General features: G+C 36.9%; 29 protein-coding genes. 7 read left to right on the top strand and 22 right to left on the bottom strand.

The genetic code is table 11. The features are described 5' to 3' along the window. Nucleotides 1-50: 50 nt before the first annotated feature. Together FXW34_RS18190 and FXW34_RS18185 are read right to left on the bottom strand one after the other, a co-directional pair. Complete coding sequence (locus FXW34_RS18190; RefSeq protein WP_147535478.1) at nucleotides 51-605, bottom strand: sugar O-acetyltransferase; 555 nt, start codon at nucleotides 603-605, stop codon at nucleotides 51-53. An 88-nt stretch (nucleotides 606-693) separates the two neighbouring features. Further along, a complete protein-coding gene (locus FXW34_RS18185) occupies nucleotides 694-1488 on the bottom strand; it encodes a GNAT family N-acetyltransferase (RefSeq protein WP_147535477.1) in 795 nt (264 codons plus the stop codon). Between the two features lie 124 nt (nucleotides 1489-1612). Between FXW34_RS18185 and FXW34_RS18180 the strand changes: the two genes are divergently transcribed. Continuing rightward, nucleotides 1613-1894 carry a hypothetical protein gene (locus FXW34_RS18180; protein WP_147535476.1) on the top strand — a complete coding sequence of 94 codons (282 nt, stop codon included), beginning with the start codon at nucleotides 1613-1615 and terminating at the stop codon, nucleotides 1892-1894. Between the two features lie 237 nt (nucleotides 1895-2131). Here the strand turns inward: FXW34_RS18180 and FXW34_RS23055 are convergent, their stop codons facing one another. Together FXW34_RS23055 and FXW34_RS18175 are read right to left on the bottom strand one after the other, a co-directional pair. Next, nucleotides 2132-2308, bottom strand: a complete 177-nt coding sequence (locus FXW34_RS23055) for a hypothetical protein (RefSeq protein WP_187119021.1) — start codon at nucleotides 2306-2308, stop codon at nucleotides 2132-2134. 151 nt (nucleotides 2309-2459) lie between these two features. Then, nucleotides 2460-2894, bottom strand: a complete 435-nt coding sequence (locus FXW34_RS18175; protein ID WP_147535570.1) for an Lrp/AsnC family transcriptional regulator — start codon at nucleotides 2892-2894, stop codon at nucleotides 2460-2462. A 121-nt stretch (nucleotides 2895-3015) separates the two neighbouring features. On the opposite strand from FXW34_RS18175, the gene FXW34_RS18170 reads away from it, so the two are divergent. The 3 genes from FXW34_RS18170 to scfB all read left to right on the top strand — a co-directional run bounded on the left by FXW34_RS18170 (nucleotide 3016) and on the right by scfB (nucleotide 5388). Further along, nucleotides 3016-3573 (top strand): cysteine hydrolase family protein, encoded by a 558-nt coding sequence (locus tag FXW34_RS18170; protein ID WP_147535475.1) that lies wholly within the window; start codon nucleotides 3016-3018, stop codon nucleotides 3571-3573. A 180-nt stretch (nucleotides 3574-3753) separates the two neighbouring features. After that, on the top strand, nucleotides 3754-3903 hold the full coding sequence (scfA, locus tag FXW34_RS18165; RefSeq protein WP_147535474.1) for a six-cysteine ranthipeptide SCIFF: 150 nt from the start codon (nucleotides 3754-3756) through the stop codon (nucleotides 3901-3903). Nucleotides 3904-3978: 75 nt separating this feature from the next. Further along, the gene (gene scfB / locus FXW34_RS18160) at nucleotides 3979-5388 is read left to right on the top strand and encodes a thioether cross-link-forming SCIFF peptide maturase (RefSeq protein WP_147535473.1); all 1410 of its coding nucleotides are present in this window, start codon (nucleotides 3979-3981) and stop codon (nucleotides 5386-5388) included. A gap of 279 nt (nucleotides 5389-5667) precedes the next feature. Here the strand turns inward: scfB and FXW34_RS18155 are convergent, their stop codons facing one another. Genes FXW34_RS18155 through FXW34_RS18145 form a run of 3 tightly spaced genes read right to left on the bottom strand, consistent with a single transcriptional unit; the run spans nucleotide 5668 to nucleotide 7848 of the window. Further along, a complete protein-coding gene (locus FXW34_RS18155; RefSeq protein WP_147535472.1) occupies nucleotides 5668-6735 on the bottom strand; it encodes an NAD(P)H-dependent flavin oxidoreductase in 1068 nt (355 codons plus the stop codon). Between the two features lie 16 nt (nucleotides 6736-6751). Further along, entirely contained in the window at nucleotides 6752-7525 is a 774-nt protein-coding gene (locus FXW34_RS18150) for a VanZ family protein (protein ID WP_147535471.1), read from the bottom strand. Then, nucleotides 7498-7848 carry a PadR family transcriptional regulator gene (locus FXW34_RS18145; protein WP_147535470.1) on the bottom strand — a complete coding sequence of 117 codons (351 nt, stop codon included), beginning with the start codon at nucleotides 7846-7848 and terminating at the stop codon, nucleotides 7498-7500. Before FXW34_RS18145 ends, FXW34_RS18150 begins: the two co-directional genes overlap by 28 nt. A 207-nt stretch (nucleotides 7849-8055) precedes the next feature. Here FXW34_RS18145 and FXW34_RS18140 point away from each other — a divergent pair, with 207 nt between their 5' ends. After that, entirely contained in the window at nucleotides 8056-8901 is an 846-nt protein-coding gene (locus tag FXW34_RS18140) for an RMD1 family protein (RefSeq protein WP_246141178.1), read from the top strand. A 77-nt stretch (nucleotides 8902-8978) separates the two neighbouring features. Here FXW34_RS18140 and FXW34_RS18135 read toward each other — a convergent pair whose 3' ends face one another. From FXW34_RS18135 to FXW34_RS18120, 4 genes are all read right to left on the bottom strand, one after another. Continuing rightward, a complete protein-coding gene (locus FXW34_RS18135) occupies nucleotides 8979-9647 on the bottom strand; it encodes an LppM family (lipo)protein (protein WP_147535469.1) in 669 nt (222 codons plus the stop codon). A gap of 81 nt (nucleotides 9648-9728) precedes the next feature. After that, nucleotides 9729-10481, bottom strand: coding sequence for a hypothetical protein (locus FXW34_RS18130; protein ID WP_147535468.1), 753 nt, complete (start codon nucleotides 10479-10481; stop codon nucleotides 9729-9731). Nucleotides 10482-10766: 285 nt separating this feature from the next. Continuing rightward, entirely contained in the window at nucleotides 10767-11372 is a 606-nt protein-coding gene (locus FXW34_RS18125) for a hypothetical protein (RefSeq protein WP_147535467.1), read from the bottom strand. Between the two features lie 181 nt (nucleotides 11373-11553). Continuing rightward, nucleotides 11554-11814 carry a hypothetical protein gene (locus FXW34_RS18120; protein WP_147535466.1) on the bottom strand — a complete coding sequence of 87 codons (261 nt, stop codon included), beginning with the start codon at nucleotides 11812-11814 and terminating at the stop codon, nucleotides 11554-11556. 210 nt (nucleotides 11815-12024) lie between these two features. Here FXW34_RS18120 and FXW34_RS18115 point away from each other — a divergent pair, with 210 nt between their 5' ends. Further along, the gene (locus FXW34_RS18115; RefSeq protein ID WP_147535465.1) at nucleotides 12025-12315 is read left to right on the top strand and encodes a hypothetical protein; all 291 of its coding nucleotides are present in this window, start codon (nucleotides 12025-12027) and stop codon (nucleotides 12313-12315) included. 93 nt (nucleotides 12316-12408) lie between these two features. Here the strand turns inward: FXW34_RS18115 and FXW34_RS18110 are convergent, their stop codons facing one another. The 6 genes from FXW34_RS18110 to FXW34_RS18090 form a co-directional block, all read right to left on the bottom strand. Next, on the bottom strand, nucleotides 12409-13050 hold the full coding sequence (locus FXW34_RS18110) for a potassium channel family protein (RefSeq protein ID WP_187119020.1): 642 nt from the start codon (nucleotides 13048-13050) through the stop codon (nucleotides 12409-12411). Nucleotides 13051-13063: 13 nt separating this feature from the next. Next, a complete protein-coding gene (locus tag FXW34_RS18105; RefSeq protein WP_187119019.1) occupies nucleotides 13064-13711 on the bottom strand; it encodes a potassium channel family protein in 648 nt (215 codons plus the stop codon). Beyond that, nucleotides 13686-16556, bottom strand: a complete 2871-nt coding sequence (locus FXW34_RS18100) for a cation-translocating P-type ATPase (RefSeq protein WP_147535462.1) — start codon at nucleotides 16554-16556, stop codon at nucleotides 13686-13688. Before FXW34_RS18100 ends, FXW34_RS18105 begins: the two co-directional genes overlap by 26 nt. Before the next feature lie 167 nt (nucleotides 16557-16723). Beyond that, entirely contained in the window at nucleotides 16724-16945 is a 222-nt protein-coding gene (locus FXW34_RS23460; protein WP_246141177.1) for a winged helix-turn-helix domain-containing protein, read from the bottom strand. Next, the gene (locus FXW34_RS18095) at nucleotides 16915-17409 is read right to left on the bottom strand and encodes a response regulator transcription factor (RefSeq protein WP_246141175.1); all 495 of its coding nucleotides are present in this window, start codon (nucleotides 17407-17409) and stop codon (nucleotides 16915-16917) included. The genes FXW34_RS23460 and FXW34_RS18095 overlap by 31 nt, the downstream gene beginning before the upstream one ends. 93 nt (nucleotides 17410-17502) lie before the next feature. Beyond that, on the bottom strand, nucleotides 17503-18966 hold the full coding sequence (locus FXW34_RS18090; RefSeq protein ID WP_187119018.1) for an ATP-binding protein: 1464 nt from the start codon (nucleotides 18964-18966) through the stop codon (nucleotides 17503-17505). A 450-nt stretch (nucleotides 18967-19416) separates the two neighbouring features. Between FXW34_RS18090 and FXW34_RS18085 the strand changes: the two genes are divergently transcribed. After that, nucleotides 19417-19617, top strand: a complete 201-nt coding sequence (locus FXW34_RS18085; RefSeq protein WP_246141173.1) for a hypothetical protein — start codon at nucleotides 19417-19419, stop codon at nucleotides 19615-19617. Between the two features lie 96 nt (nucleotides 19618-19713). Here FXW34_RS18085 and xylF read toward each other — a convergent pair whose 3' ends face one another. The 5 genes from xylF to FXW34_RS18060 are packed head-to-tail and all read right to left on the bottom strand — an operon-like array spanning nucleotide 19714 to nucleotide 26129. Then, complete coding sequence (gene xylF, locus FXW34_RS18080) at nucleotides 19714-20808, bottom strand: D-xylose ABC transporter substrate-binding protein (RefSeq protein WP_147535460.1); 1095 nt, start codon at nucleotides 20806-20808, stop codon at nucleotides 19714-19716. Nucleotides 20809-20843: 35 nt separating this feature from the next. Next, a complete protein-coding gene (locus tag FXW34_RS18075) occupies nucleotides 20844-22385 on the bottom strand; it encodes a response regulator transcription factor (RefSeq protein ID WP_147535459.1) in 1542 nt (513 codons plus the stop codon). Next, the gene (locus tag FXW34_RS18070; RefSeq protein WP_147535458.1) at nucleotides 22385-23833 is read right to left on the bottom strand and encodes a sensor histidine kinase; all 1449 of its coding nucleotides are present in this window, start codon (nucleotides 23831-23833) and stop codon (nucleotides 22385-22387) included. The genes FXW34_RS18075 and FXW34_RS18070 overlap by 1 nt, the downstream gene beginning before the upstream one ends. Continuing rightward, entirely contained in the window at nucleotides 23830-24924 is a 1095-nt protein-coding gene (locus FXW34_RS18065; RefSeq protein WP_342780837.1) for a sugar ABC transporter substrate-binding protein, read from the bottom strand. The genes FXW34_RS18070 and FXW34_RS18065 overlap by 4 nt, the downstream gene beginning before the upstream one ends. A 29-nt stretch (nucleotides 24925-24953) precedes the next feature. Beyond that, a complete protein-coding gene (locus tag FXW34_RS18060; protein WP_147535456.1) occupies nucleotides 24954-26129 on the bottom strand; it encodes a sugar ABC transporter permease in 1176 nt (391 codons plus the stop codon). Nucleotides 26130-26139 lie beyond the last annotated feature (10 nt).

The raw sequence follows: 26139 nt of genomic DNA, 5'->3' as shown, positions 1-26139 counted from the left end.
TGCTTCATATGAAAAAGGCAATTCAACCGGGGAGAATTGCCCTCTTTCATCTAGATATGTTTAATTATTTTTGCGGGATTTCCACCTACCAAAACACCATCAGGTATGTCTTTAGTCACCACCGCTCCAGAAGCAATGACAACATTATTTCCGATTTTTATCCCAGGGTTAATAACGGCTCTTCCACCAATCCAAACATTATCACCAATCGTTACTTTTGCTCCAGACTCCGCACCTGTCATTCGTTCTTTTGCATCGAGTGGATGCGTGGCTGTGTAAATATGCACGCCAGGAGCTAGTAAACAATTTTCACCAATTCGAATTTCACATACATCAAGTAAAACACAATCATAATTGGCATAAAAATTTTCACCAACATGGATATTATAGCCATAGTCACAGCGAAAGGTTGGTTCAATAAAAATGTTATTTCCTGTTGAACCAAACAACTCTTTTAGCAACTCCAATCTTCTATCCTTATCCGTCTCAAGTGTTTGATTATATAATCTTGTTAATCTTCGAGCATTTATTCTTTCTTTTACTAACTCAGGATCTGCTGCATTGTAAAGCTCTCCATTTAGCATTTTTTGTTTTTCTGTTAACATTCATTGACACCTGCCTTTTCATAATCAAATCCTTAACAACATTATTTTTTATTAAAACATACAAAAATACTTGGACAGGCCTTAAACATTATTCGTATGAATACATCATCCAAAAGCCAATGTCTTCAAAGCCGATTCGTTTATATATGTTACCTGCTGCAGGATTATCATAAAAAAGGCATACTTCCTTCCCTTCTTGTAATAATGTTCTGCATAGTTGCACCATACATTTGGTCGCAAAACCTAGTTTTTTATAGTCGTTTAATGTAGCAACAGCGACAACCATCGCAGACAAAGAATTTTCTGCTGCTGTTGAAGCGGTTGAAACTATTTTTCCATCCACTTCTATAAATACGGATCGAGAGGTTCCATCATTCATTTCTCTTAATTTTCTTGCTAAAGTTAGACTTGAATTACCGAACTCTGGAACTGAATTTATCATTTGGACAAGGGCAGGAGCATCTTGGACTGTTGCTGCTTTCACATCAGTAACATCAACAACTTCGTCTCCTTCCTTCAAGTATGTACACTTTGAGTAGTACGTTTGCCGTTTACTGATAAGGGATTTCGTTATATATACTTCAATTTTTTCAGTGATTTCTCTTAGACCTGACATCATTTTGAATTCAGGATCATTCATCATAATTTTCGCGAAGCTTAAAGCATCAAATGGTTCGACTGCAAAGGGGATATAATTTTCCTCATACTTTAGTAATACAGCAATCAGTTTACCCTTCTCATTAAAGTCGCCCCATAATTTTTGAAAATCTTGATCATAACCATAAATTTCTATATCGCCAATGATAAATAGATTTTCTGCACACTTCTCTGTAAGTAGCTTTAGGCAGATACTATGATCATAGTTAGTAAGTCTTCTTATCATCTTTCAATACCTCCTTCCATTACTTCATCATGATTTTAGATAACTATAAATTTCAATTTCTTTGTAATAAAAACCTGACTGAGTACATAAAAAATAGAAAAAAGGGATATTTTGGAGGTTTACAATGAGTAGAAACTATCACTTAGACCATGGATATATTACGATACCTACAGCAAGTAAAATTGTTATAAATAAATTAGGAATTATCGATGATAATCAGAGCCATTATGTAAAAATACTAAATGGAGCTAAAAAAGGTTGGTTTGGTGGTAAAATGCATGGCAAAAGAATGTTTCAGGTGCGCAAAGACGAAATCATTCAGTATGCCAATGAATTAGAAAAGCTCGAAACATATAATTTATTTACTTATGATTCTTTAGCCAATCCTGAAGTTGCCACGTTTTAACTACGATTAATATCAATTTAACAATTGTATTAAACAGGCTTAATAAACACCTTTTATGATGGAAGTATTAAAACTGAAATCCTAGAGGTGTATGATCATGCTCGAAAAGATAACAAGGATCGTAATCTGTACCTTCATCTGTTTTGTAAGTTTGTGAATTTCAGTTTCAGTCAAAAACATAAATGAATTGAAAAAAAACATCAAGAATGAGGAGTTGACCTTGGCTTGGTCAGCCCCTCATTCTTGCTCATTTTTATTTTGTTTTTGCACCATGAGTATTTCTTTAAGTGTCTTATTAATATTGTTCAGGGCAATTAGAATTACTCCTAACATAACAAATGTTACAATTTCTTGCGTATAAATTGCGACGATTCCAAGGATAAAGAGATAAACGGTATTTAGAATATTATTCATGCCATCAGCCCCTTAATGATAGTTACTAGTTCATCAAATATAAATTATAACAATGTTATATTCTCTGATATGGAATAATTGTTAATTTTTTCAAACATTAGTATTTGCAATAGGAATTTAGTTTACATAATAAAATTATTGTTAATATCGATTAAATGGGTAAATTTGACTCCTTAATCGTTTGAATCGAGAGATTGATTTTATAATTCCCATACATAATGATATTATTGAGGAATTCATTTAATTGTTCTTGCTCATGAATCATCACTTTTAGCAAAAAACATCCTTCTCCAGATATTTTATGGGCCTCTACTACTTCCCTACTTTTTTCAATAAAATTAAGAAAAGCGCCATGGTAATTCGTCTTCATGAAGACTGTTACAAACGCAGTATAAGTAATGCCCATTTTCATTGTATCAAGCAAAACCGTATAACCTCTAATTACATCTTGGTCTTCAAGTTTTTTGATTCGATTTCCCACTGCCTGTCCAGTCATATGAATCTTATCACCGATTTCCTTCCATTGAACACGTGAATTACCGGCCAATATCCGTATGATTTGAAAATCAATTTCATCCAGCACCATTTGCAAAATCCTTTCATCATGAAAATAATAAAGCATGATTCGTTTCGTCAGACTATCGTTAATAGTCGCAATTTTCTTTATCATATTATTATACCTATTCCAATCACGAGGAGGACAAAAAATGTGTACTGCCCTTGTTTTAATTGATATTCAAAACGATTATTTTCAAAATGGAAAAATGGAGCTACATGAATCATTAGCTGCTACGGAGAATGCACGCGCTGTCTTAAATCGATTTAGAGCAAAAAATCAAGATATCTTTCACATTCAACATGTTTCATTGGACCCTAAAGTAGGATTTTTCCTTCCTGAAACAAATGGAGTTCATATTCACAAATCTGTCTTTCCGTTAAATTCGGAAGCCATCATAATTAAACATACTCCGAATAGTTTTCTAGGGACTGACTTATTTTCAAGGCTTACCAAAAAAGGAATTAACAAATTAGTGATTTGCGGAATGATGACTCATATGTGTATTGATTCAACCGTTCGGGCAGGACGTGAACACGGATTTGAAATAATCCTAATTGAAGATGCGTGCGCGACCAGAGATTTGGTTTATAAGAACGAGATAATACCAGCCAAACAAGTCCACCAATCCTTTATCGCAGCTTTAAATGGAAAGTTTGCAACCGTTGTTTCAACAGTGCAGTTTTTAACATCATATTCCTCAATGTAAAGACATTCTTTGAATATTCTATGACTCTTTTATGCTAACATACTAGAAACATGTCCGTCTCACCCTGTGATGAATTGACTGCACATCTAGGCATTGCTAGAATTATGCTGACATAACTTTATAGATTGTGAGCAACCATCTCACAATCTATAAACACTTTTTTAAAAGGAGTCTTACATAATGAAAAGAATCGTAACACTTAGTACTCGTAAATTGATTGACACAGTGAAGCACGGTGGCTGTGGCGCATGCCAAACTTCTTGTCAGTCAGCCTGCAAAACTTCTTGCGGTGTCGCTAACCAAAAGTGCGAAAATTCATTACAGAACTAGGCATCACCTACCATACCGCCTTGCTGAACCAGCTGGGCGGCAATTTTTTGTTCAAAAGGAGCTTAATACTACATCATGATTCATCAATATCAACTAAATGGCTACAATATTGTTCTTGATACATATAGTGGGTCCGTCCATGTTGTCGATGACCTTGCCTATGACATTATTGCACTTTTCGAAAATCATTCAGCAGATGATATCATCACAAAAATGCTTGCAAAACATGCTGATAACGAGTCTATTACAGTTCACGAAATTCGCGAAACGATTGCTGCAGTTGAAGAGCTAAAAGCCGATGGACAGCTTTTCACTGAGGATGAATATAAAAATTTATCAGTTGATCTCACCAAACGTCAAACCTACCTTAAGGCCCTTTGCTTTAATGTTGCGCATACTTGTAATCTTTCCTGTGATTACTGCTTCGCTAGTCAAGGCAAATATAATGGTGATCGTGCCATTATGAGCTTTGAGGTTGGAAAAAGAGCGATTGATTACTTGTTGGAAAACTCTGGACCACACCGAAATCTAGATATCGACTTCTTTGGTGGCGAACCCTTAATGGCTTGGAATGTTGTAAAGCAGATCGTGGCGTACGCAAGGAGTAAGGAAGTAGCGTTTAAAAAGAGATTCCGCTTTACGTTTACCACAAATGGGATGCTCCTAAATGATGAAGTAACTGAGTTTTTAAATAAGGAAATGTACAATGTTGTCTTAAGCCTTGATGGTCGTAAAGAAGTCCATGACCATCTCCGCATGACCGTAACAGGAAAAGGCAGTTATGAACATATCGTTCCTAAATTTAAAGAATTTGTTAAGAAACGCGGCGACCGGGAATATTATGTACGCGGGACATATACGCACAACAATGTTGATTTTACTAATGATATTTTCCATATTGCTGACCTTGGCTTTGATAAACTCTCAATGGAACCCGTTATTTGCGACCCAAGTGAACCATATGCCCTAACAGAAGCAGATTTACCAGAGATATACAACCAGTATGAAATCCTGGCCAATGAAATGATAAGACGCGGGAAGAATGGCAAAGGCTTTACTTTCTATCATTACATGCTAGACCTATCCGAAGGACCTTGTATTCAAAAAAGACTAACAGGCTGCGGTTCAGGAACTGAGTATCTTGCTGTTACACCTTGGGGCGAGCTCTTCCCATGTCATCAGTTTGTCGGAGACCAACAATACAGCATGGGAAACATCTGGGATGGCATTACGAAGCCTGACATACAAACTCAATTCAAAGTAAGCAATTGCTACTCTAAACCTGACTGTGAAGATTGCTGGGCAAAGCTGTACTGCAGCGGTGGTTGTCCGGCCAACAACTTGCATGCGACCGGCTCCCTTAATGGAACCTACCCATTTAGCTGCGATATTTTCAAAAAAAGAGTTGAATGCTCAATGATGGTAAAGGTAGATGAGTCGCTAAGAGCGATGGAGACGGAAGAAGACGCCGTACGGGAGCGATAAATATAGCTAAATTTCAACAGCGGGGTTATTATACCCCGCTGTTGTTTATAGTTGATAACTATATAAGTGCATTATTTTTTGGTGATTCTGAAAAATAGGTCACTTATCGCCACTATAAGTGACCCCTTTTCTTGCGATTATGAAAAATAGGTCACTTACCCCTCATATAAGTGCCCTCTTTACCAACGAATCAAAAAATTAGGTAACTTAAGCCCTTCAGTATGCCTCATCTTCCACAAAACCACAACAAGAGGCATACCTACATCAACCAGAAAATTATTATTTTTTTAAAAGCTCAGCTACAATTCTACTAATCAATTCTTCAACACTTTGACTTTTCGCCAATCTTGGACTTTGACCTGACCAAAGTGACATGAACTCCGGATTACCTTGGGCTGCAGCAGCCTTTCGAATATTTTGAGTTAGTGTATTTTGAACCGGATATTGCGCAAATGCAGCTTCATGATTTTGAGTCTCCGTAATAAAGATATTCTTAATACCCCTTGCCCATTTACCAGAAAAAGCTCTAGTTAACACAGCCTGGTCTTCACCTGCATGAACAATGGATTCTTTATGAAGCTTGTGTGCCCCACTCTCCTGACAAGTTAAGAAGGCTGTTCCCATTTGAACTGCTTTTGCTCCTAAACAGAGAGATGCTCTTAACCCTCTACCATCCATAATTCCGCCAGCTGCAATCACTGGTATGTTCACATTGTCTGTAACCTGCGGAATCAGCGACATTAAGCCGATTTGACTTTCCTTGACATCGTGTAGAAAATTCCCTCGATGTCCCCCAGCTTCACAACCTTGTACAACGACCATGTCCATTCCGCATTTTTCAACTTCAATGGCCTCATCCACAGTGGTTGCGGTCCCGATTACAATGATATTGTGTTGCTTTAGCTCCCTTATGACCTCTGAAGAAGGAATTCCAAATGTAAAAGAACATACTGGAACACGTTCCTCAATAATTACTCTAATCTGTTCGTGAAATGTTTCAGAAGCACTTTCGTAATCAGGTAGATTACTAGTTCCTCCAGTAGCGATGTTTAATTTTTCGCGAAAAGGCTGTAACAATAGATTAGCTTGATTGATTTCATCAATGGATTGACTGAATTGCGTAGGTACAAATAAATTTATTCCAAAATGATTAGAAGTTAACTTTTTTGCTTCCTTTATTTGTTCCCGAGTTTGCTCGGCGTTTAAATAACCAGATCCAAACATTCCGAGACACCCGTTGTTTGAAACGGCAGCAACCAAGGTTGGAGTTGTCACGCCCCCAGCCATTGGTGCTTGAATAATCGGGTAGTCAATTTGTAGTAGCTCTGTGATTTCATTTCTAAGCATAATCTGTACCTCACATTCAGTTGGTTGTTTTGTGAACCATTTTCCCACTTCCAAAATTTTTCAATTTCACTACCATATCATAAATAAGTAAGCCTAAAATTGCTCCAACAGTGTTTAAAATAATATCATCAATATCAAACTGACCAATTTGCATCGAAAACTGTATGATTTCTATAGAAAGACTTAAAAGTAAACTGTGTAGAAATAAGTTTGAATAGGAGCGATACTTTTTGAATAAAAGTGGCAGGAAAATTCCTAATGGTAAAAACACGAGTATATTACCTAAAGTATTGTTGATGATAATATCCAAATTGAATCGGTCTGAACCATTTATGTAAATCAGCGTATTTTGAAACGGGATGAGGTTAGAATTAGCTAGCCAGACTTCCCTATCAAAAAAACTATTAGTACCTTCTGGATAAAAGAAATAACGATTAAAACCATATCCCTCAACAAATAAATCGAAAACTCGACCAATGATTCTTTCCAAAAGTAGCTTAAATGACATCAATAAAAGGTACATTACAAAAAGGACCCATAAACCAATCTTTAAAATCTTATAATATGGGAAGATGGAATCCTGTAATCCACTTGTTAATTGCCTTTGCTCTCCAAAACATTCCAATGCTTTTTCTGTTGCTTCAGCTTCAGTTAAGCCTTGATTGTAATATTCCTGCTTTAATAATAATAAGTGATCCTTCATTTCATCGAAAATTTCCCTTTTTTCTTTCTCGTCACAATTCAGACCACTCACAATTTCTCCTATATAGGCATCAATCTTTTTATCCAAGCCATTCCCTCCGTACAAACTTTTATTAAATGATTTATTTGCTTCCACTCTTTCAGTTTTTTATTTAATTCTTTTTTTCCGTCATCCGTAATCTTGTAATATTTGCGTCGAGTTCCAAGTTCGGAGCTTTCCCAATAAGACATAAGCCAATCCTTGTTCTCTAGTCTTTTTAAGGCTGGATAAAGAGTCCCTTCACCCATGTTGTATAAATCATTACTGTTTTCCTTCAAAGTCTTTACAATTTCATATCCGTACATATTTTTTTTATTCAGAAGTGAAAGAAGTAAAATATCAATGCTTCCTTTCATGATTTCCTTGTCCAAATTCCCACCTCACTTTCGATTTTTTTCTTGAATACATCGTATCACAATGTACATCGTAACACAAGGTCGATAGTTAAAATTTCCCTTATCATATTAACAACTTTTAAATAATAGACCTTATTGTTCGCCTGTTATAGCCTGAGCATGTTTTCGATTATAATAGAATATATTGGAAGTATATATCAATTTCTGAAATGGGTGATATAAATGATAAAGCCGATAACCTTTAAAGCATTTGCCATAACGAATGAAATTGATTTAAATAAAATCGCCATTTATTGCGGTATCCCCAAAAAATTCACCTGGGAAGAACCGCTAATACTTAAAAGCGATTTGCTAGAAACAACTCTTAAACAAAAAGTGGACTCATCACAACAAGTCCAGATTTTTTCGTTTGGTAGTATTGTCTTCATTAATTTCACAGATTCCACTGAAATACTGGATATCTTAATATTCCTCCAAAGCTTCGAGAAAGACATTAATCTTAATGATTTTGATCGTTATTCTGATGACTATTGCCTTCATGTGCGAGAATCTGAAGAATTAGAACTTAACGATGAATTTGTCGTAGTTCCAGCTTTTGAAAACTATTATCCTGAATTAATCTCGACTGTGCTTGCTAAATCTGTAGCACTTGAGAAAACTGAGGAACAGCTAGGGACCATCTTGGACAAGCTCGAAAATATGGTTGACCGACTTGAAAAAGGGAAACTTCGTATTGGAAATAAAGAATTGGCTCGGACAACCGCAAAAATCGTACGTCACGAATACAACACCCTGTCTTATATCATGATTCTCGATAAACCTGATATTACATGGACAAGCAGTACAGCAGGTGACTTTTACGATAAAATGTTTGAGTTCTTCGAATTAAACGATCGTTATAAAATATTAAAGAGTAAAACTGAAATTCTCTATAGCATCATGGACGGCTTTTCCAATATCAGTCATTCAATTCGAGGTCTATTCGTAGAGTGGATTATCGTACTACTCATCGTTTTTGAAATCATCCTGACCCTACTTGAACTTGCTGGTGTAATTCATAAGGGATAAAAATATGAGAGCGAAATAACAAGAGCGATTACTCTGAAAAATACAGCAGAATAATCGCTCCTTCTACACTATTTACCTTATGCTTTAAGCATTTTTCTTCGTGCAACTCCCACTATTGCAAATATACCAATAATAACTCCAATAATAAAAGAAATATTTAATATATTCATTTTTTCATATTGAACTTCTAGTTTATTTTCACTGTTTACTTTTAATTCCCAAATCAATGTCTTTCCATCATCTTTGACCTCAGAAGCATTATTTTTCCCTGCCTTTTGTGGAAGCGTAAGTGAAAATTTCAAATCCATTTGCCTCATAAATGATTCTGCAAACTGTTGCTCGAATCCATTGTTATTATTTTCGGTCATATCTGATAAATTAATATTACCAGTGACTATATATTTGGTTTTAAAAAAACCTTTATCTTCCTCTACCTTAATGCTTAATCCGTTATAATCTAGTTTTTTTGAAAGTTCAGCTAGTGTTTCATAATGACTTGTTAATTTATACCCTACAAATCTGTCATCCTCAAATTTTTTCACTTTGTATCCATTAGCTTCAGCCTCGGTTGTAAACTCCTCTAAACTAAAGTCTTTATCCATAGCGGCTAATTGCTTATCAACACCGTAGACAAGTGTTACATCGCTGCTGCCATCAGCATTAATTTTCAAAGAGGTATTAATCTTAATGCAACCAGTAAGTATTAACGTCGTAATAATTAACGTAAATATTAAACTATGTTTCATCCTTCCCACCTCCACTTGCACTTTTCTTCATTATACTGCTGCTGTTAAAGAAGTAATTGTATAAATATTGGTATTTGAGCTTTATAAATATTTCCGTTGATTGATTATACTCATGGAAGCTTTTAGAGATGAATTCTGAATTTTTTGTTGTCGAGTATTTTTGATAAATGACGAAAGGACTTCACAAAGTTTGATTTGAGTTTGTTTATCTAATGGTCTAATCGCATCTGCTAGCGCGAGTATCGGTCTTTTGTTTTCTGCGACAACCTCCTCGTTGTCCTTAACAATGTACCATGTATTATCTTTTCTTTTCGCCGAAAACTCTACTTTCGGTGCTGGTACAGATTCATTTTTTAAGTAATGCCGACTTAAATTGTGAGCATATTGATGATACTTTTGATTAGTATCATGGTTAAAATGAATTTTAATAAGCGGTCTGGCATGATTTGTTTTTTCACAATGAAATAATGGATAGTTTGAAAAGTAAGAGATTAACTCGATATACAACCTACGAATATGTTGATAATAATGGTTTGCTTCCTGTTTTTCAAAATAATTATTACGATTATACTCCATGTTCTCATTTGATAGAAATAATCGATGAAGTTTTTGGCAATCTGTGTAAATATCGATCATTTCGTGCTTATGGAGATCATTTTCTTTAATCATATGTAATGTCCTCTCCAACGCATAACCTTCTGCAAGGTTAGAAGTTGGGTTAACGTGCTCAACCTTGAAATGATATTTTTCGATAAAACCAAATTCATTTACCTTGACGATTCCTACACCAATCATTTGATCTTTTGTGGACCCATCGATATAATACTCAATCACCCGCTTCACCACTTTCGATTATTTCTCAAGATCATTGTTCCACACCTAAATTGATATACTAGAAAAATAGTTTATATATACAATTCTCTATTATTAGGATTAATCCTTTATGCCTTAAGTAAATTTAGACAACAAAAAACCTTGTTCGACTCTTACAAAAAAAGAGTTAAACAAGGTTAAAAATGGCTATGTTAAATTTGCATGTTGATTTCCGCTCCTATCAACTTGGCAAAAATCAACACTGCGCATTAAAACAGCCTTAAAAATAAAAGTGAAAAGTCTAATTTATCCTACTTTACGTTGTTCAAGTTCCTTTTTATACTGAATAGCTGATAATAATTTTAAACCTCTGAGCTTTTTAATGTGGCTTTCGAGCGTGTTTATAGCTTGCTGTGTTTCGCCAGAACGGATTTTTTCCTCTATATGTAAAAACGAACGGTTTAGAGGATCCTTCACTTTTGCAAGATTTTCTTGATATTCTTCATGTTTAGCTTCTCCAAGTGCAATTGCTGCACTATAATATGCTTTGTATTCACCATTTTTAAGATTTGCGAGGTAAACTTTACCTTCAGAAATCTTATTCTGGTGGTTTAACAGTGCTAATTTTGCATAATATTGCAGCTGGTCAGATTTGATCTCCTTCGCAGCTTTTGCCGCTTTGTCCACATTCCCATGATAGAGATGAAATAAAAATTGGTTATGAGCATTCTTTGATTTCTGTAAAAACTTTAATATTTTTTCGATATTTTTCTCATACAGAATCGGATAAAGAGTAAAGTACATAACCCCACCAATAAATAAGATGAATACGATAAAGATCATCCAAGTTGGTGCATTAAAAAGTCCTAACAAAAAAGAACTAATAAGTAAAAATACAAAAAGCCAGGTCACAGAAATCCCCCTTATCTATATATATAAGAAAATCTTATAACATTATTGAGCAAAAAGAAATAACATTTTTCTAATTTTTCTATATTTTCTGAAATAAATAAATATATTCAGCATTTTCTTCAAAACAAAAAGACTAACCCACTTTAGGTCAGTCTCTGGATTACAAAATAATCATCAAATATTATACAACCTTTTTTCCGTGAGTTGGAATACAGTGGTTAACGAATTCATAATGCGGATAGTAATCAGCGTAAAAATCTTCTGCAGCTTGGAGATTTTTCACCTGCAGCCACCCACCGTCTCTTTTTAATGTTCCCACACCTTTATAAGGTGTTTCGGACATTTTATCGGTATAGATACAAACTTTATGTAAGGAAAATCTCTTAGTTGGATGATCAATATTGATCCAAACTTTTTGCTTTTCAACAAAAAGAATACCCATTTTTCTCACCCACCTGATTCTTTTCAATTTTTCCCCCAAAGGCCAGCGACTCCCCACTAGTTCCATTATAGAGAATAAATGTTAGATTGAAAACTATAAGAGCAAACTGGGCATTTTATTTTCAGTATTCTTCAAAAAACAAAGCATTGAGCGCTAATAATTGGGAAAACTACCTTTTGGTTGTAATTATTTAGAGGAGTGAGGATAATTATGAAATTATTACTGCAGCAAATTAAAGAAGAGGTCATTAGAGCCTACGATCATCCAGAAAAATATGACTTGACCGCGTGTATTAATGAGCTTCAGTCTGCACTTGATCAATACGGAGATAAAGGAACAATGATTTCGAATGCGATTACAGCTCTTACCCAAGCAAATAATTCACGTATTGCATTAAAAAGTGCTGGAGATGTCTCTTCCTCTGCAGCTTTTGGCCAAGCCTTCAATGCATTAGAACAAGCGATTGAATCATATTCTTCACATAATAATGACCCGTATTAAGCAAAGCAAAGGGACGGTTATTCTAAGTTGACAAAAGCAAAATAACCGTCCTCCTCCCATAACCATATTTACTTAAACAAAGATTGCATTTATTTATTTCTTGGCACTTTCATCTGCTAGCAACAAAATATAATCATTTGCTTCAATAATCGTATCACCTCTTGGGATAATGACTTGGTCTTCATCACGCAGAATGGCAATCAGGACACATTTTGAAGGAATGATTAGCTCTTTTATTGATTTTGAGATAGCCCTCGATTCGGAATTGACATATAGTTTAACAATCGATAGATTACCCCGATTCAGTTTCATCAAGGTCGGGATATGCTGCAAATCCATTTCTCCAACCACTATTTGCGCGAGTAATTCTGATTGGTTGATAGCTACATCTACACCCATTTCTGTATTATACAGCCATGTATTATTAGGGTTGTTTACACGTGCTACAACACGGGGAACCGCAAATTCAAACTTTGCAATTGTGGCAGCTACTAGATTGACCTCGTCGCTGCCAGTTACTGCAACAAGAACATCCGCCTCTTCAATACCAGCTGACTCTAATGAATAAGGATCAGTACCACTTCCTAAAACAACTACTTCCGAAGGAAAATCTCTTGATAACTTTTGATAGAGAATGTCTCGAACCTCGATAATTTTGATGTTTATTTCATTATCTTGTAATAAGTGCCCAATATGTGAACCAGCTTGACCTCCACCAATAATGATTACATTCATTGGCTTCATCCCCCTAACGTCCAAGCATTGCCTTTAGTTTTTGAATAGCCGAAGTAGCAACAACAAGATACAAAACATCATACGCTTTTATAGTCGTTCCAGATACTGGGATAAACGCTTTGTTATTTCGAGTAATCGTAACGACCTTAATTTCACCAGCACTTGTCAACTCTCTTACGGGATGACCAATTAACAATGCGGGCGATTCAATGCGAATCATTTCAACCTTTCCATTATCCGGAATCCAAACACTATCAAATTGATTGTAGCTTAATAATTCTGTAACTCTTTGAATTCCCCAAGCAATTGAGGAAATTGTTTGAATTCCAAAACTTTGATAAATATCTGCCTTGCGCGGGTCATAAATCCTAGCGATAACCTGCGGGACACGATATTCATTTTTTGCAATTCTAGCAAGTAAGGCGTTAGTTTCATCGTTGTCTGTACAAGTAATTACTGCATCTGCCAGATGAATTTGTACAGCCTCTAGAGTTTTTTTATCAATCCCAAAACCAACGATCGTTTGCCCATGGAACACTTTCGGCAATTTTTTAAAGGCATCTTTCTCACGATCGATAATAGTGACTTCATGCCCCTTTGCCTGGAGGTTCATCGCCAATCCAGCACCCATATGACTACATCCAACGATTATAGCCCTCATCATTTTCATCCTTTCCCAATTTTTTTGGATTTTCATGATTTTGAGCCAACTTCCTCGAGATTGCTTTGCGAATTTCTTCAATTGCTACAATAAGTGGCGGAATGCTAATAAGAAACAACCAATCTGTCATTCCAATAGGTGCGGTGCCAAATGCATCCTGCAAGAACGGCACATACATAATCATGATGAGGAAGATGATTTCTACGATGATACCAAGATTTATTGTGTGATTTTTCCATAGTCCTTTATAAAAGATAGATTGGTTTTCTGTTCGGCAGTTCATGACCGCACCTATTTGACTAAATACTATACCTGCTAGGGTCATTGTCGTCGCTATCGTATAAACATTACTACCTTCCTCAGCTAACCCTCCTAATGAATATCCGTTAATATAATTAACTAAAAAATAAGCAAACATTGAGACGGAGGATGCCAAAATACCATACCAACCAAATGCTTTTATAATGATTCTTTTATTCAATAACGGTTCCTTTAAATTTCGTGGTGGTTTATTCATAATCTCCTTTTCCGGTTCCTCTGACCCTAACCCTAAAGCAGGTATTAAGTCTGTTCCCAGGTCAACAAATAAAATTTGCATGATGGTTAACGGCAATGGAACTGTCCCTTTGGAAAATAAGAAAAATGCTGATGGGACCGCCTCTGGCATATTGCTGTTTAAAATATAAAGCAAAAACTTGCGAATATTGTTATACACAGCTCGTCCTTGCTCCACAGCATGAACAATTGAAGCAAAATTATCATCGGTTAAGATCATATCAGCCGCTTCTTTAGCCACATCAGTCCCAGAGATTCCCATTGCCACACCGATATCTGCCTTTTTCAAAGCTGGAGCATCGTTTACCCCATCTCCTGTAACCGCAACAATTTCTCCCATTTGTTGCAAAGTTTCTACAACGCGGTATTTTTGCTCAGGCGCGACACGAGCAAATATTACTTCTCCTTTTAAAGCAGTTTTTAGTTCCTCATCGTCCATGTGTTCCAATTCAATTCCAGAAATTACACGAGGATGCTCGCCTACAACAATACCAATTCTTTTCGCAATGCTCTCAGCAGTCAAGCCATAATCCCCAGTAATCATAACAATTCGAATTCCTGCTTTATGAGCCTTAGCCACGGCCTCAGTAACTTCAGGACGTGGTGGGTCAGCCATTACAACAAACCCGATAAATGTCATTTTTTGCTCAATGATTTCGGGAGAATAGGCGCTCAAATTTGTTGGAATATCATGGTCATCATTACTTAAATAACGAACAGCAACAGCCAAAACTCGTAATCCCGAACAGGCATACTCATCATTAGCAGAAAGTGCTCTACTCTTCATTTCATCTGAAAACGGAGATACTGTTCCGTTAATAAATACTGATTCACATAAATCGATTAGTTCTTTAGGTGCCCCTTTTGTATATGCTACTCGATTTCCCTCATTTACTTGGTCCGATAACTGATGAATGGTTGTCATTCTTTTTCTTCTGGAATCAAAGTGTAATTCACGAATACGCGGCACTAACTTTTGTAAATCTTCAACGTGAATCCCTGCTTTTTCTGCCACGACTCCTAAACTAGCTTCAGTAGGGTCGCCGAGCACGGTATAAGATTGATTGTTTTCATTTGGTGGTAATACTCTCGCGTTACTACATAGACTAGCTGCTGATAATATCAATCTTAGCGCAGAATCCAAATCTGCTGTTATGACTTCACCTTTGTCAAGGACATTTCCTACTGAAGCATATCCGGTACCCGTTACCTCTAATTCTCGATCAGGAAGCCAAATGTGGTTAACTGTCATTTCGTTTTGTGTTAAGGTACCCGTTTTATCAGTACAAATCACAGACGTACATCCCAGAGTTTCAACAGCAGAAAGATTTTTAACAAGACCATTTTTCTTTGCCATGCGCTGAACACCTTGCGCCAATGCCAATGTCACTGTTGGAGATAACCCCTCTGGTATAAAAGCGACAATCATACCAAGAGCAAAGATGAATGATTCCGCAACTGGGTTTTTTACAAAGAAAATAGCTAATAAAAAGAAAGTGACTCCGAATCCAAGAGCTATGATCGAGATTTGTTTCGTCAATCGATTTAATTCCTTTTGTAACGGACTCAATTCATGAACAACGTTCTGTGTTAGTTTAGCAATTTTCCCAAATTCTGTTTCCATTCCGGTCTTCATCACGATAGCTTGTCCAGAGCCGCTGGAAACGGTGCTTCCTGTATAAATAAGATTAGAAGTTTCAAAGCTAGTTAAATCATTTTGGTGAATCGAATCGGCAAATTTTCGAACTGGATTGGATTCACCCGTGAGCGCAGATTGATTGATTTGTAAATCGCTGGACTTAATTAAACGTGCATCAGCCGATATTTTATCGCCTTCCTCTAAAAGCATGACATCTCCTGGAACAAGTTCATCCGTAAGAATTTGGGTTTCTTTACCTTCTCGTATGACACGCGCGTAGGAAGCTAGCATTCCTTTTAATGCCTCGGTAGCTTTTCCGGCTCGATATTCTTGAATAAAACTAAAAATCCCATTAATAAAATTGACACACCAAACTGCTATACCCAATTCAGGCATTTTTGCAAAGAATGCAATTCCACCGCTTATCCATAATAGAATCGCCATCAAGCTAGTAAAATTTGCAAAAAACTGCCTATATAATGGCTTCCCTTGCTTTTCCTTAATCGTATTTTTTCCATATTGCATAAGCCTCTTTGTTACTTCGTCCGTTGTTAAGCCATCTTCGCTAGTTTGTAGCATTTCAAAAACCTGGCTTGGAACCAGTTCAGGAATCGATTGCTCAACATTATTCCCCTCATTTTTTGTATCCATTAATAAAGTTCCTCCACGAGTTCCCCTCAATGTAATCCCCCCAATGTCCCAAAATGCAAGTGATAACAACGTTAGAAATCATGTTACCTCACTTTTAGCTTAGTGGGGTTTATATTAAAATTGTGTTAGCAATTTCACCTATGTATAAAGATTAAATAAAAATGTGTTTAATCATCTGCAAAGCGGTAACCAATTCCAACTTCTGTTAAAATATATCGAGGCTTGGCAGGGTTTTCCTCTAACTTTCGTCTAATATTTGCCATGAACACACGGAGTGATTGAACATCGCTCTCCAAATAGGAACCACCCCACACGTCCTTTAATATGTATTTATGAGTTAACACCTTTCCATGGTTTTTTAATAATAAAATAAGTACGTTATATTCCATTGGCGTAAAACCTCTCTTCCCGCTAGCGTGACCTTATGTTTTTCAAGATTCACCTCAAGCTCGCCTACTTGGAACACTATTGGAACATGCTCTTGTTTATTTTTTTTATGTCTTAGCACAACACGAATACGCGCATGTAACTCCTTAATGCTGAATGGTTTCGTCAGATAATCATCAGCGCCGACATCGAGCGCTTCCACCTTTTCATAATCTTGATCACGGGCCGATACGACAATAATTGGTATATCCGAAAACTCCCGCACCTGTTTGATAATATCTATCCCATCCATATCTGGAAGTCCTAAATCTAGTATGATTGCATCAAGGTTCTCTACAGCGATAATGCCCAACGCTTTCTCTCCAGTCGCTGCCTCGACACATTCATAATCTTGGGATTTAAGCGAGAAGTTAATAAACTTTCTGATTTTTTCATCATCCTCAACTATTAAAAATACTAATCCCATATGAAAACCCCCTCTCAGTTCTGACGAGCATTCCCAATTTAATCCATTATACTAGATAAATCACATTGTTCCTCCAGATTTAATACAATCCAATTAATCTTTCATGTTTAAATAAAAGCGAAATGTCGAACCACCCGCACGATTATTTTCGGCAAATATTTCACCACCATGAAAAGTAACAATTGCTTTGCAGATTGCTAATCCTAATCCAATTCCTCTCTTAGAATCAAGCGGTGAACTATTCGCCACAAAAAACATATCAAATAGTTTTGGAATATCTGCTTCATTTAGTCCAGTACCATTGTCACTGACTGAAAACCAAACCTTATCATCATCACGCTGTACAAGAACGGCTATTTCATTTGCTGTTGATGTGTGCTTAATGGCATTTTCGATTAAATTAATTAACACTTGCTCAATCAGTTTTCCATCCATAGGTACAAACAACACTTCATCTGGGACTGTACTCGAAATATTATGGTGAGGCGCATACTTTGCGGCGCGATAAATAGCCTCAGCTACGATTTCTTCAACCGCTTCCTGTTGAATGTTGACAGTTAACCTGCCCTCTTGAATCCGCGTAAGGCTCAAAATGTTTTCAACTAATCGAGTTAGCCAACAAGAATCTTCATAAATCCCTTCTACCAGCTTAATTTCTTCATCATTGTTTAAATGGTGCAGTAAGATTTCTGCTGCTCCTGTAATACCAGTCAACGGTGTTCGAATATCATGAGAAATGACTCGAAGAAGATGGCTCTTCAATCGTTCGCGTTCCGTTTCTCCTTTCGCTGCCTCCTTTTCACTAGTAAGTAGCTCGCGTTCCATCGCAATCGTTATTTGCATAATGGCCGAATCCAAAAGTATTTTCTTATCACTCGAAAGATTCTTAAATTCCTTCGGTAAGCATACAAAACACACAATCTTATCATGAACCTTTATCGGAAAAGTATATTGATCAGCAGTAATCTCTTTCATTCCATCCATATTTACATCTGTTGCTTCAATAACCCTTTTTTCCATTTTGGAGGTAACTATTTGCGCTTTATTTAATTTAGAATTAATCACAACAAGTGTCGCTTCACAATGTAATAAATTAGAAAGACATTGGACAGATACTTTTGCAACCTCTGCAACCCCACCAGTTTTTGCGAGCATGCTTGTGATTTGATAAAGCAATTGCGCCAGTTTCTCCTTTTCATTAGCAAGCTCCTTAGACCGAATCAACTTACTCGTCAGGGCGCTTGTAAAAATAGAAGCCATCAGCATAATCATTAATGTAAATAAATAGTTGGTATCATCGACCTTGAAGGTATAACGCGGTCCAGTGAAAAAAAAGTTGAAGGATAACATTGAAAAAAACGAAGCGATAATGCCATAGGTGTACCCCTGGGTATATCGAGACGTAATGAGGACAGATAATAGATATATGACAACAATACAAACCTCTGAAAATCCCAAATGTTGGATGAGCATCGATAATAGCATCGATGAAATATGGAGATAAAGCATAATTACTAATTGCAGAATTACCCTTTTGACCATCAGCTTTCGATCCATTAGTCTCACTCCAAACATAAAAGGATATCCATAGGAAAAAATATAAAAAGTTTTAATTTAATCCTACTCCCGTTTTTAAGGAGTGTAAAATTTTTTGTAGCTTCATTTACGCATAAATTACCATTCATCGTTCCAAAACCAGAAAAAGAAAAAATAGAATAGGATGACAAACGCCAGTAAGCTAACTTTATCCATTACGACAATCATCGTAGCTCACTCCTATCTTTACACCTTTCAATTACATCTTAACAAAAATGAGATAAAGGTAGCGTAAAGGAATGAAGACTCGGCATCAAGATAATATAAAGATGTACGTGCTTATTACCAGAAAATATATTTCGATACAAACAGAAAAAAGAACGCTTGTTCGGGTATAATATATATGGAAAGGAGTCGGGGAAGCTGAATATCAATCTACAAGTAAATTTAAATATAGATGGAAATCGCTGCATGTGTGGAGGTGATTTTAAGGTTTGGAGGGAAGAAGACATCCCGATGATTGCCTATCAGTGGATTAAAAAAATGAAAATGGAAACAGGCTTTCGTCCAACCATTATCGAAAAGGTTATCTGGAATAACGAAAAGGATATTACTGAGCAAGTACTAAAAATTGTTCAAGCCCCGCTTCCCTCTGACGACCTCCCATTTTAACTGAATACAAGTAATGGCAGCCTATCTTTTCAATAGAAGGAAAAGCTGCCGTTACTTTAATTGAAATGCTGTTATAACAGTGCTTTAGTGAAATTTCTATCTTTTCCCATAAACATCTTCGAATGAATGAAACCCGTCAGAAATAATCGTTTCGTCAATATTTGTCCGGTTTACAGGAACTGGCGCAAGGAGTACTGAGGGCACTTCGATTTTACCATTATTCATATTTCTATTCGTTTCAACCTTCTCACCCTTGGCCATCTTTACCGCAATCATCGCTGCTTCCATAGTGAGATAATCAATTGGTTTGTATGCAGTCATCATTTGCGAACCTTTAACTATACGCTGGATTGCCGCGAGATCCCCATCTTGACCAGCAACCGGGATATTACCGGCAAGACCTTGCTCTTCTAGTGCTTTTATTGCTCCGCCTGCTGTTGCGTCATTTGCTGCGATAACTGCATCGATTTGATTATGATTGGCCATTAAAGCTGCTTTCATATTTTCATAGGCACTTGCCGGAGTCCAGTCCTGGCTCCATTGATCATAAACAACTGTAATATCGCCTTTGTCGATGAACGGCTGAAGGACATTGAAGACCCCTTTCTTAAACATATGTGCATTATGATCCGTAACGGCTCCTCCGATATAAACATACTTTCCTTTTGGAACAATATTCGAAACGGCGACTGCCTGCAGTTCACCAACCTGTACATTATCAAAGGAAATATATAAATCCACATCGGCATTTTTAATAAGCCGATCGTAGGAGATTACCTTAATTCCAGCTTTATGAGCCTTATTCACAATCGTCGCTGCTGCCTCTGCGTTATGCGGAACTACCATTAGAAGGTCAATTCCACTGGCAATCATAGCTTCTGCTTGTGAAATTTGTAGGGCATCATCGCCATTGGCTGCCATAATCTCAACCTCTGCACCTAGCTTTTCAACCGCATCTTTAAACAAATCTCTATCCTTTAACCAACGTTCCTCAAGGAAGGTGTCCATCGAAAAACCTATTTTTATTTTTTCATCAGATGGAGAGACCTTTAATGCTTTATCTTCAGGAGAGCCTAGAGTGTTTGATGATCGATATTCGCTAGAATTCTCGCTACCATCATGACAGGCCGTTACTATGATAAAGAGTGGGAACATAAGCAAGAGTAGTCTCCAAAGGTTTGCTCTATACATGGACACTCTCCTTTGTTTAGTATTCTGCAGATCTATCATTCTTTTTTACCTAAAAGCGTTTTTCGATACTCGTTTGGCGAAAGCCCACAACTCTTTTTAAACACCTTACTAAAATAATTCGGCTCGTTATAGCCTACCTCGAAAGAGATTTCCTTTAGACTTTTATCTGGATTGCTCATCAGCTTTTTCGCCTTTTCAATCCGACACTCAGTTAAAAAATCAATATAGTTAACTCCTAGTTTTTCCTTAAACAGTTTACTAATATATATCGGACTTAGCCCGACCTGCTTTCCTAATGTTTCCAGTGAAATATCCTTATGAGAATGTTCCAAAATGTACTGCTTAATTTGATTCATTGCGTCAGGCTCCACCTGGTCATAATAACTTGTATAAGCCTGTTGCAGTTTATCGATTAATAAGTTAGTTTCAGTACTAAGTTGCCTGCTGTCCTGAGCTTGAAATGAATAAAGCGGAGTTTCTGTCTTAATGCCAATTTCACTTAATACTCTCGTTGCAAGCGAAATGATTTCAAAAACTCGTTGCTGAGTCTGTAACAGATTAGCTCCTTGGGACAAGTAACGGAGGGTCATATCCTGGATGTTTGTCCGAACATCCTCCCAGTGGCCAAGTCGTACTTGATCGAATAGCTGCTTCTCCCGATGTTTAGCAAGCTCACTGTCAAATTTACCATTTACAATATGAACATCACCATAGAATCTATACTTAACGGGCTGTGACGTATCCATCGTCGCAATAAGTGATTCTTGATAAGATTGGCGAATCTGGCTTAAGGAATTAACTACACTACCTAAGCCGACAAACCATCCTGAGCTGTTGCTTCCTTTGGCAATAGCAAGTATTTCATTAGCAAGGAAAATAGCTTGCGAGCGGTACGATCTATTTGGGTCACGAAATGTAATAATTGGAAGCTGGCGACTTGTTAGTGCCCCAATCCAGCAGCCGCCATATTGATTAATTTTTTCTTTTATAACTCCATATTGCTTTTCGGAGCCGGCAGGAAGGATGACACTTATGACAAAGAGTTCATTTGACACAGGGATATCCATCATCTCGATGAGCATATCAAGATGCACATCATGAACATGATCAAATAATAGCTGTGTAACAATGTCAGTTTCTACTAATGGCATCGCTTTTTGTAAAGTGGCCTGTTGCAGCATATAGGTATTCATTGATTTGCGTTCCTCTATACACTCATGAATAACCTTCCCAACAGTGGCAATAATTTCACTCGTTTTACTTGGTTTCAGCAAATAGTCCTTTACGCCTAGCTTAATAGCCTGACGGGCATATTCAAAGGATTCGAAGGCTGTGACCATCACAAATTTTGTAAATGGAAACTCAGCACCTATCACTTCAACCGCTTCAAGCCCATTCATGCCGGGCATTTTAATGTCCATTAAAATAATATCAGGGTGAAACACTCCAGCCATTTGAACTGCTATTTTTCCGTTTTTAGCCTTTTCGATATTCAGGTCTGGAAATGACCGCTGCAAAATCAGTTCAAGACCATCCCGCTCAATTTGCTCATCATCTACAATTAGGAGTTTGATCATTAGTGTATTTTCTCCTTCGGTATTTTCAGCACAACCTTAGTCCCTTTTCCAATAATGCTATGAACATCAATTACATCCTCGACACCATAAAATAGGTGGAGACGTTTGACAACATTACTAAAACCAATACCAGTAGTTGCATCTATCCTGTCAGATTCTTGAGAATCAGCTTCTTGTCGTAGGATGTATTTTATTTTATCTTCCGAGATTCCAGGTCCTTCATCCTCGATTTCGATCAAAATTTGATCTGAACCATCTTTGATACGGAACCAAATTGAGCCGCCATCTTCCTCTGGTTCGACTGCATGAATCACCGCATTCTCAATAATTGGTTGTAGGGTTAACCCTGGTAGTAAGGCGTTCAAGCAATTTTCTTCAATTTCCATAAACACTTGGAGTCTTTCGGTGAAACGTGCTTTTTGAATTTCTAAATATTGCTTAAGCACAGTTACTTCCTCTTCAAGCGTAACTGCACGGTCAATTCGCTTTAAATTATATCTTAGCAAACCAGCCACACTGACTAGCAATTCACTCGTTTCCTCTGAACCCTCTAGATAGGCCTTTTTTGAAAGAGTATTCAGTGTATTGTATAAGAAATGGGGATTGATTTGACTTTGTAGGCTTTTGAGCTGACTTTCCTTCAATAAGAGCTTGTTTTGCTGGAGTTCATACTCAAGCTGAGCCTTTTCGTGGATATCAGAGATTAAATTATTGATATTAACGCGCATTCGTTCGAAGGTTTTAGCCAAAAATGAAATTTCATCATTTGACTCTATCTTGATTTGCTGATCAAATCGACCCTTAGCTAATTCATTGGCTGCTTCAGTTAACTGTTGCACTGGTTTTGTGATACTCCTCGAAAACCAATATGACACAAACAGTAACACAGCAGACATTAACAACATAAGCCATAGTCCCATTTTCTTTAATTCGGTAGATTGCTTAATTATGCCTCGATAAAAACGGTCATAAGTCTTAAGTTCTGAATCGAGCAATGCAAGCGTCATTTCAGAAATATACTTTGAAATGCGAGTCGCCTCACTAAACTCCTTCGCGGATGCCTCGGTTTCTTTTTCCTGATAAAAAATGACAGTACGATTCGTCGTTTCCATGAGACTTTCGACCAAATTTACATGATTACTTAACGTAAAGTCATTTTCATTATTTCTTAAGGCCGTGATTTCATTTTTGGCTTTTGTAATTTTCTCCTGACTTGATTCGAGCTTGTCAAAATTAGAATTTGTTGGAGTCAGTAAATAGTTGTTAAGGTTTGTAATCAGCTCCTGGCTGACACTTGTTACTTCATTCATTAACAAATAGCGTTGGAGAATTTCATTGTATTGATTTTGTGTCTTCTGATTGTAGTAGGTGAGACCAATCCATATTACCGCCATAAAAAGCAATACAAAAAGGGTAAGCATTAAAATTTTCTTTTGGATTTTATTCATCGTGGATTCACCGCTTTCGTCAAGCGAATATCGGTGAGATATCCATTCATATCAAGGGTAAGCGTTGGGTTATTCAGACTTTGCATCATGTACATCACGCTGAGTTTCCCCATTTCTTTTGGGGATTGTTCAATCATCCCATCGAGCTTTCCTTCCTTAAATAAAGATAAAGATTCCGAGCCATCATCGAAGGAATAAATAAAATATGGATCAACCTGCGAACGTTTCCCAATTTCCTTGATCATATCACCCGCCATATTGGCATTAACTGCAATAAACGCATCTACACCCGGGAGTTTGTTTAATGTATCAGATGTAGTAGCAGTTACCCGTTCTTCAGTATTTTGGGTTTTGGCGATTTGGATTTGGATTTCAGGAAAAGTGTTTAGGATTTCGAGCATACCATGTAATCGTTGCTGCTGATAATATTCATCCTTGTTGTCACATAAAAGGACAACTTCTCCACTTTTGCCCATATCAGATATAAGTTGATTTGCAATTAGTTTTCCAGCCAAATACTGATCGGAGCCGACATACGTTTTTCTTAGACTTTTCTCCAAGTTCACATCATTTGCTATATAAATAACGGGAATTCCGTAAAAAGCTGCTTTAATTTTTGTCATATGGATAAAATCATCATCATCCAATCCTTGAATGATAATTCCATCGACTTTAGAGTGAATGGCAATTTCAAATTTCTTAATAAAATCCTCACGATTATTTCCATAACTCCCCCATACCTCAAGGCTGGCATCGCTTTCTTTCGCTTGCTCAAGCGCACCTGCTTTGACTTTGTCCCAGAACGGTGTATCAAGCTCCTTCGTTATTAATACAAGTCGGTGCTTCACCTGCTGTTGAGCATAGGATTTTGGAAATTCTCCTCTTGCACGAAAGGCATTTTTGGCCGAATTTATTGTAAAATAGCCAAGGATAACTAAAATAATAGAAAATATAATAATACCTATTTTTCGCAAGAGATTAATCCCCTTTTTTACTATATTAATATATCTTATCATAGCATCATCCAAAAAATGTTCAATCACTTTTGCTGAACTGCTAACCGTTTCCAGAAACGGGTTTAGGGCACCCAATGTATTGGATGCCCCCATGTAAAATTCTGTTAAGCTCTTGCTTTACGAGTCATTACGTCAAAAATTACTGCTCCGGCTAATACGCCACCGCGAATCATATATTGATAGGAAATCCCTACTCCAAGTAGATTCATCCCACTTGAAAGAGAAGCCATTACAACTGCACCAATAATAGCTCCAGTTACTTTACCAACTCCACCGGCAGAAGATACTCCACCAACATACGCTGCTGCAACTGCGTCAAGCTCGAACAATGTTCCAGCAGTTGTCGTAGCAGATTGGAGACGTGAAGTAAATAGAATACCAGATAGCGCAGCAAGCATACCCATTGAACCGAACACAAAATATGTGATTCTCTTAACGTTAATACCGCTAAGGTGAGCAGCTTCAGGGTTACTACCAACTGCATAAATATGGCGACCAATAACGGTTTTGGTTGTAAGGAAATAATATATTACTGTCACTAGAAGTATAATTACCACTGTCCAAGAGAAGCCGTTATAGCCTGCTAAAATCCAAGTTACATAGGCAATAAGAGCAGAAACAAGGACTAATTTTAATGTAAAGATTCCTTTTGAAACAACATCAAAATTATACTTTATATTGTTTCGACGCGTTGATACTTCACTATAAATATAAAATACGATAAATAATGCACCTAAAATTAATGAAAGTAAGTGTAAGCCATTAATTTGAACAAGTGATGGGATAAAGCCATTTCCAATTGCGTTAAAGTTTTCATCCTTAATGATGATTGTTCCTGTTTTTTCAGTAACCTGAAGGAGAGCGCCACGGAAGAATAACCAACCGGCTAAAGTTGCCACGAAAGCGGGAATCCCGATTTTTGCCACTAAGAAACCGTTTAAGAGGCCGATTAAAATACCAAGTATAAGGATAATAGGTATTGTGAAATACACGGGTACTCCCACTTGCGTAAGAAGAATCGCTGCAATCGCGCCGAGGAACCCGGCAACGAACCCAACCGATAAATCGATATGTCGGATGACAATTACAAGAGTCATACCAACTGCTAATACGGCAATATAACCCGTAGAATCTAGTAGATTACTAATATTACGGGATGACATAAATAGCCCATCTGTCATGATTGAAAATGTGAGGATAATGACTAATAGCGCGATGTACATTCCATAATCACGAATATTTTCTTTAACCATCGTTTTGACTTCACTGAAAAACCCCATAGGTTTTAAC

Source organism: Bacillus marasmi, from assembly GCF_902168435.1.
Classification (GTDB): Bacteria; Bacillota; Bacilli; order Bacillales; family Cytobacillaceae; genus Bacillus_BU; species Bacillus_BU marasmi.
The sequence above is the reverse complement of the archived record's forward strand: the minus strand, read 5'-3'. Positions and strand labels throughout refer to the sequence as shown.